Here is a 16,689-nt window from a genome sequence, read left to right as displayed (position 1 = left end):
ATTTTAATGCGACGCTAGTGATTTACGAGCTCTTATGGTCTTTCCCTAAGATTTGTTCAAAATACTTTTTATTGTGTAAAACCTTTTCATCATTTGGAATAAACGATCTGGCTAATTCATTATGGGCATTGGCTAGTTCATATTGTTGCAAGCGATCAAAAAGTACACAAAGTTGTAAATGCGGTAACCATGTAGTATAGATTTTATTTTGGAATGGGGCGTTTGGGTTTTGTTTAATGACGAGGGCTTGTTCGTACCAAAATATAGCTTCGTAGTTTTTAAAATTCTCCATAAAGTGGAATCCTAGTCTACAACACGCTTCTGGGCGGGGAATATCATATTCGAAGCTTCTTAATATAGAGCTCAAATAATTTTCTATATCATTTAAATGGGAATAGCAATCTGCTAATTTGTAGCATGCTTGAATATTATCTTCTACCCAGCCCAATTTAGAGGTTAAAAATGTTTCATAGTAAAATAGGGCATCCTCAAATTGTCCATGATCTAGTAATTCATTTGCGTAGTAAAATGTATCACGGGGGGAAAGAGGTTCTCCAGATTGGACGAGTTGCCTATAGATATTAATATTTCGAGTATGATCATGACTAAGTGGTAAATGGCTGACAGCGACATCACTATCTAAAAGATGGCCACCTACCTCTAAATATTCGTGGACAGCTCCTATCCATTGAAAGTGTTTATCCCTTTTTACTAAACGATATCTTCTTATTAGAGAGCTTACATTGCCCTCACTATCAAAACTTAAGTGATAATTCATTGAAACTGCTTCTATATTTGAGTTTAATGATTGTTTTAGAGATTTGAATTTCTCCTGATCCTCCGCTAAAAATACATCGTCTGCATCAAGCCATAAAATATACTCCTTTGTTGCTTGTTGAAATGAAAAATTTCGTGCTGCTGCAAAATGATGAATCCATTTAAAATCAAAAATTCGATCAGTAAATTGTTTAGCGATTTCCTTTGTACTATCGGTAGAACCCGTATCAATAATATTAATCTCATCAACCAAGTCTTTAACGGATGCTAAACATCTACCAATAACATCCTCTTCATTTTTTACGATCATACATAAGCTAATTGACACCATAACTAAAATAACCTCCTTTCCAGAATCTATGTAGTATATGTTTTCTAAAAGAGGAGAGTTGGATAAATGTTTGTTAGTAGCATTATTTTTATAATGAATCTGACAATGCCGCTGGTTTGTCATAGAATTACCAATCAAGTTTCACTCGGATTTCACAAATGTGAAGTATAGTTAAGAAGCAGAGGTGATGATGTTGAAAAGGTTTGCATTCTTCATTCTTTCTTTACTTCTAGTAGTATGGTTGGCTGGCTGTACGGATTTATCCTTTAAGCCTATCAAGAGCAAACAGAACTTTATTGCGTCTTTAAATATACAAGAACCATCATTAGATTTTATAGATGAACAGGGGAAGGTAATTGCCACATGGTTGTTCGATAAAGCTTATACTGGTGCAGTATTGCTGGGAAACAATCGTATATTATTGTTCGGTCATCAGTTAGATAAAATTGATGTTTATACATTATCAACTGGGGAAAAGCTCTATTCAAAAAAAGTGAAGATGGGTACTACAAATGTTTATTATTCCGAAAATGATAAACAATTCTTTATTACGAATAGCACCACGAATACAGTGACAAGCTTTGATGAGAAGGGAAATGAGCTTGCCTCACAGCAGTTAGGTAATTACCCTATGTCCATGGTAGCTTTTAAGGAAAAGCTATATATCATAAATTTTAAAGATACCAAATTATCAATTTTAAATGTCAAAGATCTGAAGGTTGAACAGGAATGGGTCATTCCAAAATCAGCTCATGGTTTAGCCATAATAGAGGAGACAAATGAACTGTGGGTTGGAGGGCATGGTGATGGCAGTAAACCTAATAGCTCCGTAAAGCGTTATGATTTAGCTACAGGCGAATTGCATGGAGAAATAGAGATGCCGTTAATGCCTGTGGGATTAACAAAAACGAAAGACTCAGTGCTTGTAATTAGTCATGGACATAATGAATTATATGTAGCTGACTTTAATGGTAAGGTGAAATGGCAGCTAGAGGTAGGGGCTAATCCATTTGTTGTTAATCAATTTAAAGACTATATTGTGGTTGCCGGATATGATGATCACACATTGTATTTTATTAAGGATGGTCATGTAGAAAAAACAGTGGATGTTGGAAAAGGTGCATTTCAACTGTTAGTGAGGGAGGAAAAATTGTGACAACTGTATTAATTGTTGATGATGAGCGAGATATGCGCAATCTAATAGAGATGATGCTTAATAATTCTAATTTTGAAACCTTTACTGCAGCAAGTGGTATGGAGGCATATGATATTATTGTTCGTGAACAAATTGATTTGGTTCTACTTGATGTTATGATGCCGCATGAGGATGGCTTTGTAGTATGCCAAAGTATCCGAGCAATGTCGAATGTACCAATCATATTTTTAACTGCCCGGGATGCAAATGAAGATAAGGTAAAGGGGCTTACGCTTGGTGGGGATGATTATATTGTCAAACCATTCACAGTAGAGGAACTACTAGCTCGTATACGTGCTGTTTTGAGAAGAACTGGCTCAAGAATTACGGAAATACAGCAAAAATATATTGTTATTGGACCAATCAAGTTAGATGAAATATCTCGAAAAGTTTCCGTTAATGATAAAAGTATCCCACTTACGCTAAAGGAATTTGAACTATTGCATCTATTTATGAAAAATCCAGGAAATGCATATACGAGGGAGCAATTGTTAGAACGCATTTGGGATATTGATTATATTGGTGGAACAAGAACTGTGGATACACATATTAAAACGTTACGGCTGAAGCTTGGAAAGGAAGCAGCGGCATATGTACAAACCGTCTGGGGAGTAGGTTACCGTTTTGACGCAAACGAATGAAAAAGATTTCTACTCGTATTTGGATATTAATTTTTACTTTTTTAATTATAACAGTCGTATTCATGTATGTTTTGACTGATTTTTTATATGAACGACTTTATGTGGAAGACACAGAAGATATGATGATTGAGGTCGGTACAAAATTACAAACTATGTATGCAGGCGGAAAAGTAACAGATGAATTTATTGCAGATATTGAACATTATAGTAATTATTCAAATTTAAATATTTTTGCAGTTAGAAATCCTCGTGAGCTTAGCGCTTGTGTACCATTCGATATTGATTATGAAACATTGATTGGTCCAGAGGATCGCCAGCAATTATTAGCAGGTCATTATGTACAGAAAATAGGGTATGAACCTCGGTTTGACAGACAGCTTATTTCTGTAGTACTCCCATTAGTAGATCAAAATAGACTTGAAGGCATCATCTATATTTACTTTCCATTGGCAAAAATTAGTGAGTTAGCAAATGAACAGGTTATTTTTCTAGTTGGAAGCGCCCTATTATTTTTACTCGTAATAAGTTTTTTAATTTATAAAGGGATTCGCCATATAATGCGACCTTTAAGTGAATTGCAAAGAGCAGTAGAAGAAATGTCGGATGGAAATTATGGAACTCGTGTGCCGGTTAATTCGAGGGATGAGATTGGGCGGTTATCTAGTACCTTTAATAAAATGGCAGTTTCTATACAGCAAGAGGATGAGGCGCAAAAAACGTTTTTAGCTACCGTTTCTCATGAATTACGGACGCCTATTAGTTATGTGAAGGGCTATGGTGAAGCATTGCATAATGGTTTCATACAGGAAGAACAGAAAGAAGAAACTATTCAGCTGATTGTACGCGAGGCAAATCGTATGGAGCGTTTAACAAATGAACTGCTTCAACTAGCTCGGATGGAGAATGAGCAAAAAGAAATTACCCTATATCCAATTCCACTTGCTGAAACATTACGTGAAGTTCAAAAGATATTAATTCATCAGGCAGAAAAAAAGAGGATAGCACTCCATTTAGATGCTGACGATGCTTTAATTATCAAAGCAGATGAAATCAAGCTGAAGCAGATTTTTATTAATATAATAGAAAATGCTATTAATTACTCGAATGAGCAGTCAAAGATAGAAATAGTAGCTGTGGAGAATCATAACAATGCTCAGATTATAATAAAGGATTATGGAATTGGTATTCCACAGGAGGATCTACCACATGTGACTGAGCGCTTTTATCGTGTCAATAAGGCCCGTAGTCGAGCAGATGGTGGTAGTGGCTTAGGCCTATCAATTGTGGAGCAGCTTTTAAAGCAGCTATACGGTAAAATTGAAATTGAAAGTAAAGTAGAAAAGGGCACAACGGTGAAGATTACGTTGCCATTAATGGAGGAAGAATAAATGAAAAAATGGTTGTTTGCATTAATAGCAGTACCATTATTAGTTGGGTGTGGGGAAAAAGAACCGACAACATTAAAGGAGCCAGAGGTACCTCAAATACCAGATGTTGAAATTTTAACAGCAAAAGAAGTAGCAATTAATGAAACAATTGAACTTGCCGCACATGTTGAGCAGGGTGGAAAAAATGTCGATAATGCTGCTGTAGAATTTGAGGTTTGGGAATCTGGCAAACGTGATGAAGGACAATTGATTGAAGGAAATTTAGAGAAGGATGGCGTTTATAAAGCAACAACGACTTTCGACCATGATGGTGTTTATTATATGTACGCTCATACAACTGCTAATGGCGTACATAATATGCCTAAGCAACAAATTATAGCTGGAAACCCAGATATGTCAAAGGTTGTACCAGAGGATGACAAAGCGAAAAACAGTATGGATAATAATATGATGAACCATGGTAAAGAGACAGAGCAAAGTGATGAAGAAAAAAATGAAAAAAATCATGATTAAACACTTGCATTATTGTTAAAATAGGAATATGATAATGACCAGATGACCGAAATGGTTTTCTGGTCATTTTGTTTCTGTGTACTAAGAATGTACATAACATAACAAGAAAGGATGTTACTAATGGATCGTAGGCAAGAAATTCTTGAAGCAGCTGCAAAATCTTTTACATTGTTTGGTTACAAGGCGACAACGATGGAGCAAGTAGCGAAAATTGCTAATGTCGGTAAGGGTACGATTTATACATTCTTTGCAAATAAAGAAATTTTATTTCAAGAGATAGCAATGTCACTTGTACGAGAGATGAAGGCAGAAGCAGATGCAGTGTTGGATGCATCAGCTAGTTTTATGGACAATGCACATAATGCTTTAATGAAAATGCTTCAGTTCCGTGAAAAACATCTTTTATTTGCGAAGTTATTAGAGGAGGAAAAAGAATTACGAACGCCAGTTGTCAAACAAGTTCTCATCCGTATCGAGACTGAGATTTTATCGTATGTTGCTGAGTTAATTCAAAGGCGTATTGATAAAGGTGAGATTCGAGACTGTGATGCAGAATTGGTAAGCTATCTATTGCTAAAGGCATATCTAGCATTTGTCGTTGATTGGCATGAACTACATGGTGATATGATTCCCGAGGAAAAGATTTTAAATCTTTTTAAAGAAACAATCTTTCGTGGACTAATTTTAACTTGATTACTGGATCAAGCACCAGTCTACTCATGGAAGTTTCGATTTTTTGGATTAAAATGACCGACTGACGTTTTCGGTCAACTAGTATAGGAGTGAGGTAATTTTATGATTAAAGCTGAATGGCTGAAAATCTTGAAAACAAGAAAAATGCTTGTGTCAATCATCGCTGTATTATTTATCCCAGTCATGTATGCAGGCATGTTTTTATGGGCTTTCTGGGATCCATATGCAGGCCTACCTAACCTACCAGTAGCAATTGTCAATGAAGATAAGGGTGCTGAAATGGATGGGGAAAAATTAGACTTAGGTGATACCCTAGTCGAAAAGCTTGTTGATAGTGAGCAATTTAATTTTATTGAAGTATCTAAAGAACAGGCTGAAAAAGGTTTAAATGGCCGTGACTATTACATGATTTTAGAAATTCCAACAAATTTCTCTGATCATGCTACAACACTATTAGATGACAAACCTTCTAAATTAGTGATGAACTATATTCCGAATGAAGGATTAAACTTCCTTGGTGCACAGATTGGTGAAACAGCAATGGATCGTGTACGTGCGGAAGTAAATTCACAGGTTTCAGCGACTTATGCAGAAAAATTATTTGATTCCATTGCCACACTTGGAGACGGCTTTACAGAGGCTGCTGATGGCTCAAATAAGCTAGATGAAGGTGCTCAAAAAGTAGCTAATGGTGCGAAAGACTTAAAAGGTTATCTTGAGCAACTAGCATCAAGCACAATTGAGTTATCAAATGGTACAGATAAAATCACAAAAGGTGCTGGAGATGCTGCCAAAGGTGCAAATGATTTATCTACTGGTTTAGTAAAGCTTCAGGATGGTACAGTGCAATTACAAAAAGGTGCCCAACAAGCAGCTAATGGTGCTACAAGTCTTGAGCAAGGTTTAACGCAATATACACAGGGTGTTGCTAAAGTAGAAGCAGGTTTAAACACTTTAAATGACAAACAACAACAGATTAGTTCAGGCGCAGCTTCTATTGCTGAGAACGCTGGTGCATTAAATGGTGCAGCAAACCAATTAACATCTGGCTCTGCAAAAGTAGAAGCAGGAATTACAGCCTTATCTAACCAATTACAAGGTATGATGGCTTCAATGCCTGAAGAGCAAGCAGCGGTATTAAAGCAAACATTAGCAGAGCTTCAAGCTGGAAGTGCCAGCGTGCATAATGGTTTAAATTCGTTATCTGCAGGCACAGAAAAATTACAAGCTGGTGCAAATCAAGTTAGCTCTGGAGCTACTCAAATTGCAGCAGGTCAGGCAGAAGTGTTAGCAGGGGCTAACGCACTAACTGCAAAAAGTAATGCATTAGTGGAAGGCGCTAAGGGTCTTCAAGCAGGTAATACGACATTAGCAGCAAAATTAGGTGAACTAAATGCTGGCGTGAAAACAGCAGTAACAGGTTCTAAAACATTAGCGTCTGGTTTAAATGAATTAGCGAATGGTACAACAACTTTAAATCAAGGTACATCTACACTTGCCTCAAAATCTGGTGAGCTAGCACAAGGCTCTGCAACACTTGCAGATGGTTCAACTGAGCTTGCAGATGGTACATCAACTTTATCTGGCAAATTAGGTGAAGCAAGTGAGAAAGCAAATGAAGTTCATGCGAATAAAGACACATATGATATGGTAGGTAGCCCAGTTCAAGTCGATAAGGAATCTGTTAACCATGTACCTAACTACGGCACAGGCTTCGCTCCATACTTTATTTCCCTTGGCCTATTCGTCGGAGCATTATTAATTTCCATCGTGTTCCCACTTGTAGAGCCAGCTATTCGTCCAAAAAATGGAGCAGCTTGGTTTACAAGTAAGGTGTCAGTATTAGCATTCGTCGGCTTAGTTCAAACTATATTAACAGTGGTTATTGTTAAATGGGGACTTGGTCTTGAAGTAAATAATTTAGGATACTTCATATTAACAGCATTATTAACAAGCTATGTTTTCTTAGCTTTAATTCAAATGTTAGTGTCTATCTTCGGTGACCCAGGACGCTTCATAGCAATTGTTGTACTAATTTTACAATTAACAACAAGTGCGGGAACATTCCCACTGGAGTTAATCCCATCACCGTTACAAGTATTTAACAAACTATTACCAATGACATATACTGTTCAAGCCTTTAAAACAAGTATTTCTACAGGCGATATGACATTCTTAATGCAAAACTACGGCGTTCTATTAGGCTTCCTAGTTGCATTCTTAGCAATTACGTTCGGATACTTCATGTTACTACACACAAAACGCTATTCCAAAGTAGCCGAAGAAAATTAAAATTTAACTTACTATGCACCCACCAATTAAATGGTGGGTGTTTTTATGTTGCTATTGTATTGAGTATTTTCAAGGGCTTGGCTATTGTGAGAAATTATTCAGGTGGAGGGAAGGTCTGCTCAGGCATGGGAAGAATTCGCTCAGGTAGGAGACAGAACAGCTCAGGTTGAGAGGAAATTCGCTCAGGTGAGAGAGAAAACTGCTCAGGTTAAGAGAAAATTCGCTCGGGTGAGAGAAAGAACTGCTCAGGTCGAGAGAAAATTCGCTCAGGTGGGAGGCAAAACAGCTCAGGTCGAGAGAAAATTCGCTCAGGTGGGAGGCAACCTGCTCGGGTATAGAAAGAATTCGCTCAGGCAGGAAGTCTCCTCTACCCAGGCAATGAAAAAATTTGCTAAATCCCAGAAACAACAACAAAAAAACAACAGCTGATATGAGCGTATCAGCTGTTGTTTCGTAAGTGTAAGAGATTTAATTAAGGGTTCATCAAAAATGATGAGGGGTGTCATTAATAGTACGTGTGGGGCACGTAAATGACAAAATTACAGAATAGGCAAATGCTTATAGGTGGTTACATTTTTCACAAGTGTTGCTGTAGCATTCACTTTGTTCTTCAATTTTTTCACCGCATTCTGTGCATTGCTTTGCAGGTAGGTTCTTGAAAAATTCAACTACGTTTTCTAACATTGTGGACTCCTCCTTTAAGTTCATCTGTACTATTACTGTTTTGATATTTTATAGTGTATTATAACAGATGCTTTTCGTCAACACAAAATGCCTAATTTGCGTTAAAATAAATATGGATATTTTGTGAAGGAGGAAAAGCAAACAATGATTTTTGTTGATAATAAAGGAATTCATGACCCACGCATTAACCTTGCCATTGAGGAGTACTTATTAAAAACAATGGATGTTGAAAAGGAACCTGTACTCCTTTTTTACATAAACCAGCCTTCCATCATCATTGGAAAAAATCAAAATACTATTGAAGAGATTAATACAGATTACGTGGAGGACAACGGCATTATTGTTGTGCGACGACTATCTGGTGGTGGTGCAGTGTATCATGATTTAGGAAATCTTAACTTTAGCTTTATTACCAAAGATGATGGCGAAAGCTTTATGAATTATAAAAAATTCACGCAGCCTGTTGTTGAAGCACTGGCTGCAATGGGTGTCAATGCAGAGCTTTCGGGGCGTAATGATATTTTGGCAGAGGGACGTAAGGTTTCCGGAAACGCACAATTCTCTACTAAGGGGCGAATGTTTAGTCATGGCACATTGATGTTTGATACAGAAATTGATGCTGTTGTATCTGCTTTAAAAGTGAAGAAGGATAAAATAGAATCCAAAGGCATTAAATCAATTCGCTCACGAGTGGCTAATATCTCAGAATTTTTGAAGGATAAGATGACTGTTGAAGCGTTCCGATTAGAAATTTTGAAATCCATTTTTAATGGTGAGGAAAATATTCGTTACTATGAGCTATCGGAGGAAGACTGGGCAAATATCCATAAACTATCTGCAGAACGTTATCAAACTTGGGAGTGGAACTACGGTAAATCCCCACGCTTTAATATTCAAAAAACACACCGTTTCCCAACAGGAGGCATTGATATTCGCTTAGAGGTAAATCACGGCATTATTGAAGAGGCGCATATTTTTGGTGATTTCTTTGGAGTAGGAGACATGGCTGATGTTGCACAACGACTAGTTGGGACAAACTATAATCGAGCAGCAATTGCTGAAGCGTTAGAGGATATTGATATTCCAACATACTTTGGTGGAATTACAACTGAAGAGTTTTTACAATTAATTTATTAAGTAAAGCTAATTCGAAAAAGACGCATGCCTAAGACGTCACACTCGGATTACATGATCTTTTACGATAAAGGTTCGCTGACAATTATGTCGTCGAACCTTTTTTTGATACAATATAGAGTAGAAAGGAGTGTTCGTATGGAGAAGCATCGAATATTTATTGTCGAAGATGATGTAAAGATTGCATCATTACTTGCGGAAACGCTTAGAAAATATCAGTACGAAGTTGAAACAATTAAAGAATTTGATCATCTCATTGAAGAGTTTACAGCATTTAACCCACATATGGTGTTGCTTGATATAAATTTACCTGCGTACGATGGCTATTATTGGTGTCGTCAATTACGTCAGCATACAACTTGTCCAATCATTTTTATTTCTGCCCGTTCGGGGGAAATGGACCAAATATTCGCATTGGAAAATGGTGGTGATGATTTTATCACAAAGCCGTTTAACTATGAGATTGTGCTGGCAAAGATTCGTAGTCACTTGCGCCGTACATATGGTGAATATGCAGCAAGACAAGAAGAACGGACGATTAAGCAGGGACAGCTAATTCTTCATTTAGAGAGAATGGAGCTTCATAAAAATGATTTAGAGATACCCCTTCAGAAAAAAGAATGTATTATTTTAGAGCTACTAATGGGTAATGCTCCAAAAGTAGTTACTCGTGAGCAATTACTAGAAGAGCTCTGGGATGATCAGGCTTTTGTGGATGAAAATACATTGAATGTGAATATGACACGAGTACGTAAAAAACTTGCGGATTATCATATTTCTTCCACGATTGAGACAGTGCGCGGTGCTGGCTATCGCTTTATGTTAAGCGCAGGTGAGCTATAGTGGGATGGAAATTATTTTTGCGTGATTATGCATCATTCATTGTGTTCCAGCTACTACTAGTTGGATTCATCATGGTCTTATATGGGCTCGACGGTTTTCGAAACGTTGATACTGCGATTTATTCCTTCTGTATTAGTTTAGTATTGCTAGCCTCTTTTTTACTTGTCCGCTATTTAATGCGTCAGCGTTATTTATTGAAAATCTCACAGCTTCCAAAAACTATGGAGGATGTACTCCAAAAAAACGCGAAAACGCCGGAAGCGATACAGACGGAAAAATATATGCATGAGCTTTATCGACTTTATCAGCATGAGCTCCACTCATTGTATGCAAGTCAAAAACGGCACGATCAATTTATGAATCAATGGGTGCATCAAATGAAAACACCCATATCTGTAATTGAGCTTTTATTGCAGGATGAGCGCCCACTTGATAAAAGGAATGTGCAGGAGGAGATTGATCGTTTACGAAGAGGCTTGGACATGGTGCTTGTGAATGCTCGATTGGAGAACTTTGAGGAGGACATGCAAGTAGAGCAAGTGGCAGTAAAAACAATTATTACTGCAACTGTAAATGAAAATAAACGTTTATTTATTACGAAAAGAGTTTTTCCTGAAATTCATATCGAGGATGACATAATCGTAGCAAGTGACTCTAAATGGCTTCGATTTATTATCGGACAATTTGTAACCAATGCTGTTAAATATACATTTGAAGCCAATAAAAAAATAGTTATTTCTGCAGTGAAAAGGGATGACCATGTGCAACTAGCCATTTGCGATGAAGGTATTGGTATTCCTGCCTCAGATCTTTCGCGTGTCACAAAAGCCTTTTTTACCGGAGAAAATGGTCGTAAAACAGGGGAATCTACAGGAATGGGCTTATATTTAGCTAAGGAGATTTGTGAAAAGCTAGGGCACGAATTAAACATTACATCAGAGGTAGGAAAAGGAACAATTGTTACAGTGACATTTACGAATTAGGGGGAGCAAGGATGAAAGAGGTACATTTTAATGAATGGGTTTTGAATATCGAAAGCGAAAAAACGGAAGCATTTATCGAATTAAATCATGGTGGCTGTGAATGTCTTTCCTGCAAAAATTTTCGTAAGGCTAGTCTTTTGCTTGATGCAGAAGTTATGCATTTTTCAAATTGTCTTGGGTTAGACTTACAAAAACCAACTTTACTAAATGCTTTTCCTGTAGATGGTGAACAGGTGATGTATAGCGGACATTATACGGTATGTGGAGAAGTTATTGAAGGGGAAATGGACGCTTGGGATGTTGTTGTTGGCAATCATTGCTTTAGTCTTGTAGAGGACGATGATCAGACATCTATTGCAGAGCCACATTTTCAAATTGGTTTTGAGGTAGTCTTGCAATGGCTATTACCAGAATCCCTGGAACTAATTAAGAAATAAGGTGAAAGAAGCTATGTCTATTTTACAAATAAAAGATGTGACAAAGGTTTATGAAGGTAAGGTAACACATCGTGCACTAAATCAACTTAGCTTTGATGTTGAGGAGGGCGAGTTTTTAGCAGTTATGGGTCCATCAGGAAGCGGAAAAACTACATTATTAAATATTATTTCTACCATTGATGAACCCACTAGCGGTGAAATTATTTTAGACGGTTTAAATCCGCATAAGCTAAATGCAACAGAGCTTGCTTACTTTAGAAGAAGACAATTGGGTTTCGTTTTTCAGGATTTTAATCTGTTGCATATGCTGACAGTTGAAGAAAATATTGTGTTGCCACTAACGTTGGATCAACAACCTTTGGAAATCATGGAGGAACGTTTGGCAAGCATTGTGGAAAAGCTAGATTTAACTTCTTTCTTGCAAAAACGACCAAATGAAATATCTGGTGGACAGGCACAAAGAACAGCTATTGGACGAGCACTAATTCATAATCCAAGTTTGATTTTAGCAGATGAGCCAACTGGAAATTTAGATTCGAATTCTTCGCGTGATGTACTTGAACTTTTAACAAAAATCAATAAGGAAAAACAAACGACGATCGTCATGGTCACACATGATCCTATTGCAGCGAGCTACTGTGATCGTGTGTTATTTATTAAGGATGGGGAATTTTTCAACGAAATTTATAAGGATGATCGCCGTCAAATGTTTTTCCAACGAATATTAAATGTTTTAAGCTTACTAGGAGGAGGACAAGTAGGTGACCTTTCGACAATTCGCTTACCGTAATGTCGTACGGAACAGCCGTATTTACGGAGCCTTTTTCATGGCAAGCTTTTTTTCTGTGGCTGTGTTTTTTATCTATTCCATGCTAATGTTTCATCCAGATATTGAACGAGGTATTTTAGGTGAGGTATCACTAATTGGGATGATTGGTGCTGAAATTGTACTTGTTCTTTTTACACTTTTCTTTCTGTATTATTCGATGAGTGCCTTTTTAGAGGCCCGATCACATGAATTTGCGATTTTATTGCATCTAGGTATGGAAAGACGTCAGATGAATAGATTAGTTTTTTTAGAAACGATGATTATAGGATCAGGTTCCATTATTGTTGGCATTATATTTGGCTTCTCTTTCTCAAAATTCTTTTTCATGATTGTGCGAGAAATTTTACACTTAGATCAATTGCCATTGTATGTTTCTTGGCAACCATTTTTGCTAACAATCGGTGTCTTTACTAGTGCCTTTGTGGTCATCTCTTTTATCAGTGTGTACTTTACTCGTGAAAGAAAGTTACGTGATTTAATTAAAGGAAATGACTATTTAAATAAAGGTTCTACTTATTCGAAAATACGGGCAATATATGGTATTGCCCTCATTTTATCCACATATATTCTAGCGTTTATTGTTGCGAATACATCATTAATTGGATTGACTTTATTAATTCCGTTTTCAGCGACTTTCGGAACCTATTATTTTTTCAGTGATTCGTTACCTTGCTTTCTAGATGTAGCCCGAGGTAAACGAAAATTCCATTGGCAGCGCTATCGCCTTCTTTCATTAGCTGAGCAAACCCATATTATGATGGATAATGTAAAAATGTTTTTTGTTGTAACGATGGTATCAACTTTGGCATTTTTATCAGTGGGTGTATTAGCCACAATGTCTTCGTATACGACGCAGTATGATCGTTTAAATCCACTGGGGCTTGTATATAAAGGAGATGTGGATAATCCATATGAACGAAGTCATATTAACTCTTTGCGGATTCAGTTAGAAGAAAAGGGTTTATCTTATCATTTATCCCGCTTCGTTGTAGTAAAGCAAACGTCTTCTTTTACACATAACGAAGTGGAAGTTTTTAGAGAATCAGATATGAACGTATTATTATCTTCCTTTAGCTATCCATTGCTTGATTTGGCATCAGGAGAAGCTGTATTCATACCCTATTCAGAGGATTCCTTAAAAAAATTAAAAAATAGAGTGGTACATACCATTCTAGAGGAAAATTCTATCCCAATCACTATAGATAGTGTTTATCCTAAAATCATATTCCCAGGCTCTATCGTTAGTGTCAATTCAATTATTATAAGTGATGAGGACTTTGCCAAGCTCGTTAAGCCGATTATTAATAAAAATGTTGAGCAACCAGTTTATCATTTATTTACTTTTTATATTCCTCAATGGATGGAAACAAAGGATATTGGTAGTGATATTGATGAATTAGCTATATCTCAATATTTCAAAAAGAAAGGTAAATTCAGTCCATTCTATTTTGAAAACGCAGGATTAAATTATTCTTATATATTAGCTACCTACTCATTATTTACATTAGTGGGGGTTCTGGTGGCAACAGTATTTTTATTAGCGGCAGGCAGTTTTATTTACTTTAAATTGCATACCTCTCTTGAACGAGAAAAGCGCAAATTTGATGTTTTAAAACGGATGGGCTTAACAGATACAGAGCTCAAAAAGTTAGTGAATCGGCATCTTTTCCCACAATTTTTCTTGCCATGGGGTGTAGCAATGATGCATAGTGCCTTTGCCTTTCTAATGGTTCAAAGCATTTTAAAGGATATTGCTAATATTTCCATTGTTAATGAAGTTTTCTTTGCATTTGGTTTCTTTGTTTTAATACAAGTAATCTATTTCTATCTAATTCGTTGGCGTTACATCTCCCATATCCGTTCGTAATGTAAGTGTATAAAAGAGAAAAAAATGAATTATTTGACGGTTTTTTTGACATGAAATAAAAAGTCTCATTGTCTTTTAGATATATTTCTTATATAATAATACTGAATGATGATTCATTTTATTTTCATTCAGTAGATGACTCCCACCTCTGAGGTGGTGATATGGATGTGGGTGTAATTCCTTTTTAAGGGATATCCAAATATCTACTGAATGAAGATAAAGCCTCCAGCGGATGTCACGGATTTTCAAAGGAATGAAGTGTACAGGCACAATTCAAAATCCGGACGTAATTACGCTTAGGCGAAATTGATACGATAAGGGGATGGTGTAATTGAATTTAGTTTCGAGTGTTCATCAACAAGCAGTGCAACAGCCAGATAAAATTGCGTATCATTTTATGGGGAAAGATACAACATATGGCGAGTTCGAGTTTACAGTTGGACGTTTTGCAAAGGGGTTACAAGAATTAGGAGTAGAAAAGGGGGACCATGTAGCATTTTTATTAGGCAACACACCTCATTATTTAATTGCCTTGTATGCGACGATGCGCTTAGGTGCTACTGCAATACCAATCAACCCAATTTATACACCGGATGAAATATCTTATATTTTGCATAATGGCGATGTTAAGGCTGTTATTGCACTTGATGCCCTTCTACCTCTAGTAGAAAAGGGTGTACAAGCTTTTCCACAAGTTACATCATTTATTATTTGTGAAACGACAGCAGATACTTCAGAAAAAATTGCAGCCTTGTCACAAGAGGCAAAAGTAAAAACACATTTATTTACACAGGTAATTGCTAACGTATCAGACTCTTTACAGCCTGTAGAAGTGGCCGATGATGATAATGCCATTATTCTCTATACTTCTGGAACAACAGGAACTCCAAAGGGAGCCATGCTGACACATGAAAATATTTATTCTAATGCACGAGATGTTGCACATTATTTAGGCTATAAAGCAGATGATCGTATTATTGCAACCTTGCCAGTTTTCCATGTATTTGCGTTAACAGTTGTTGCGAATGCACCATTATTGAGTGGAGCTACGGTATTACTTGCACCACGCTTTAGTCCAACCGAGATTTTCGCCTTAGCAAGAGAGCAAAAAGCAACTGTATTTGCTGGTGTACCTACAATGTATAATTTTTTATATCAACTACCTGAAGGCAATCCAGAAGATTTCTCGACAATCCGCTTAGCAATATCAGGAGGAGCTTCATTACCTGTGGCACTATTACATAATTTCGAGAAGAAATTTAATGTACGTGTTTCGGAGGGCTATGGCTTGTCAGAGGCTTCACCAGTAACTTGCTTTAATCCATTGGACCGCGATCGTAAAGCAGGTTCCATTGGTACATCCATCTGCAATGTTGAAAATAAAGTTGTAGACGTAAACGGGCAAGAGGTACCTGTCGGTGAAGTAGGAGAGTTAATTGTTAGAGGACCTAACGTTATGAAGGGATATTATAAACTGCCTGAAGAAACAGCGATGGCTATACGTGATGGCTGGTTATATACGGGTGACTTAGCGAAGGTTGATGAAGAGGGGTATTTCTATATCGTTGATCGTAAAAAAGATATGATTATTGTAGGGGGATTCAATGTCTATCCAAGAGAGGTTGAGGAAGTACTCTTTGCTCATAACAATATCGTTGAAGCGGCAGTTATAGGCTATCCGGATCCTAATTTAGGGGAGGCTGTTCATGCATATGTTGTCTTAAAGGAAGTAGCAGCAACCTCCACAGAGGATCTACTTGCCTATTGTACAAAACATATGGTGAAATATAAGGTTCCTAAAGTCATAGAAATTATGGATGAACTACCGAAAAATACAACTGGAAAGATATTACGTCGCTCTTTAAAGGAAAAAGTATAAAATGAAGTAGCTACTATTGAAAAATAGTAGCGCTTTTTTTATTGTGTAATGCTAATTTGTAAAAAGAAATTGCTCTTTCAGGAAATAAGTTGAGTGTAGCTATCAGGAAGTGATAAAATCAAACTTGTGATAACTGTTACATACTTTATCAAGGCTTGTCATATAGTGAGAAAGTAGTCTATAGCAGACTGTTACAATAATGG

16 protein-coding genes are annotated in these 16,689 nt (G+C 36.8%); 14 read left to right on the top strand and 2 right to left on the bottom strand.

Features of this window, described 5'->3' with window-relative positions; translation table 11 throughout:
- Positions 1 to 22: 22 nt before the first annotated feature.
- Entirely contained in the window at positions 23 to 1,108 is a 1,086-nt protein-coding gene (locus B2R82_RS14225) for a glycosyltransferase family 2 protein (protein ID WP_286925480.1), read from the bottom strand.
- A gap of 190 nt (positions 1,109 to 1,298) precedes the next feature.
- Here B2R82_RS14225 and B2R82_RS14220 point away from each other — a divergent pair, with 190 nt between their 5' ends.
- From B2R82_RS14220 to B2R82_RS14190, 7 genes are all read left to right on the top strand, one after another.
- Complete coding sequence (locus B2R82_RS14220; protein ID WP_286925479.1) at positions 1,299 to 2,264, top strand: YncE family protein; 966 nt, start codon at positions 1,299 to 1,301, stop codon at positions 2,262 to 2,264.
- Positions 2,261 to 2,944, top strand: coding sequence for a response regulator transcription factor (locus tag B2R82_RS14215; RefSeq protein WP_286925478.1), 684 nt, complete (start codon positions 2,261 to 2,263; stop codon positions 2,942 to 2,944). Before B2R82_RS14220 ends, B2R82_RS14215 begins: the two co-directional genes overlap by 4 nt.
- Positions 2,941 to 4,332, top strand: coding sequence for a sensor histidine kinase (locus tag B2R82_RS14210; protein ID WP_286925477.1), 1,392 nt, complete (start codon positions 2,941 to 2,943; stop codon positions 4,330 to 4,332). The genes B2R82_RS14215 and B2R82_RS14210 overlap by 4 nt, the downstream gene beginning before the upstream one ends.
- Positions 4,333 to 4,845 (top strand): FixH family protein, encoded by a 513-nt coding sequence (locus B2R82_RS14205; RefSeq protein ID WP_286925476.1) that lies wholly within the window; start codon positions 4,333 to 4,335, stop codon positions 4,843 to 4,845.
- A gap of 120 nt (positions 4,846 to 4,965) precedes the next feature.
- Positions 4,966 to 5,538: a TetR/AcrR family transcriptional regulator gene (locus B2R82_RS14200; RefSeq protein WP_054772371.1), complete on the top strand. Its 573-nt coding sequence runs from the start codon at positions 4,966 to 4,968 to the stop codon at positions 5,536 to 5,538.
- Positions 5,539 to 5,640: 102 nt separating this feature from the next.
- Positions 5,641 to 7,830, top strand: coding sequence for a YhgE/Pip domain-containing protein (locus B2R82_RS14195; protein WP_286925475.1), 2,190 nt, complete (start codon positions 5,641 to 5,643; stop codon positions 7,828 to 7,830).
- Between the two features lie 102 nt (positions 7,831 to 7,932).
- Complete coding sequence (locus B2R82_RS14190; protein WP_286925474.1) at positions 7,933 to 8,259, top strand: hypothetical protein; 327 nt, start codon at positions 7,933 to 7,935, stop codon at positions 8,257 to 8,259.
- Positions 8,260 to 8,388: 129 nt separating this feature from the next.
- Here B2R82_RS14190 and yhfH read toward each other — a convergent pair whose 3' ends face one another.
- Entirely contained in the window at positions 8,389 to 8,514 is a 126-nt protein-coding gene (gene yhfH, locus B2R82_RS14185; protein ID WP_012292204.1) for a protein YhfH, read from the bottom strand.
- Between the two features lie 144 nt (positions 8,515 to 8,658).
- Here yhfH and B2R82_RS14180 point away from each other — a divergent pair, with 144 nt between their 5' ends.
- The 7 genes from B2R82_RS14180 (at position 8,659) to B2R82_RS14150 (ending at position 16,486) form a co-directional block, all read left to right on the top strand.
- Positions 8,659 to 9,651, top strand: a complete 993-nt coding sequence (locus B2R82_RS14180; protein WP_286925473.1) for a lipoate--protein ligase — start codon at positions 8,659 to 8,661, stop codon at positions 9,649 to 9,651.
- A gap of 135 nt (positions 9,652 to 9,786) precedes the next feature.
- The gene (locus tag B2R82_RS14175) at positions 9,787 to 10,491 is read left to right on the top strand and encodes a response regulator transcription factor (RefSeq protein WP_283869501.1); all 705 of its coding nucleotides are present in this window, start codon (positions 9,787 to 9,789) and stop codon (positions 10,489 to 10,491) included.
- The gene (locus tag B2R82_RS14170; protein ID WP_286925472.1) at positions 10,491 to 11,474 is read left to right on the top strand and encodes a sensor histidine kinase; all 984 of its coding nucleotides are present in this window, start codon (positions 10,491 to 10,493) and stop codon (positions 11,472 to 11,474) included. The genes B2R82_RS14175 and B2R82_RS14170 overlap by 1 nt, the downstream gene beginning before the upstream one ends.
- 11 nt (positions 11,475 to 11,485) lie before the next feature.
- Positions 11,486 to 11,911 carry a hypothetical protein gene (locus B2R82_RS14165; protein ID WP_286925471.1) on the top strand — a complete coding sequence of 142 codons (426 nt, stop codon included), beginning with the start codon at positions 11,486 to 11,488 and terminating at the stop codon, positions 11,909 to 11,911.
- A 13-nt stretch (positions 11,912 to 11,924) separates the two neighbouring features.
- The gene (locus B2R82_RS14160) at positions 11,925 to 12,701 is read left to right on the top strand and encodes an ABC transporter ATP-binding protein (RefSeq protein ID WP_286925470.1); all 777 of its coding nucleotides are present in this window, start codon (positions 11,925 to 11,927) and stop codon (positions 12,699 to 12,701) included.
- Positions 12,673 to 14,607, top strand: coding sequence for an FtsX-like permease family protein (locus tag B2R82_RS14155; RefSeq protein ID WP_286925468.1), 1,935 nt, complete (start codon positions 12,673 to 12,675; stop codon positions 14,605 to 14,607). The genes B2R82_RS14160 and B2R82_RS14155 overlap by 29 nt, the downstream gene beginning before the upstream one ends.
- 331 nt (positions 14,608 to 14,938) lie before the next feature.
- The gene (locus tag B2R82_RS14150; RefSeq protein ID WP_286925467.1) at positions 14,939 to 16,486 is read left to right on the top strand and encodes a fatty acid--CoA ligase family protein; all 1,548 of its coding nucleotides are present in this window, start codon (positions 14,939 to 14,941) and stop codon (positions 16,484 to 16,486) included.
- Positions 16,487 to 16,689 lie beyond the last annotated feature (203 nt).

Source organism: Lysinibacillus sp. UBA6686 (assembly GCF_002455205.1).
Classification (GTDB): domain Bacteria; phylum Bacillota; class Bacilli; order Bacillales_A; family Planococcaceae; genus Lysinibacillus; species Lysinibacillus pakistanensis.
Note: the sequence above shows the minus strand (reverse complement) of the source record. Positions and strands in the feature narration are given on the sequence as shown.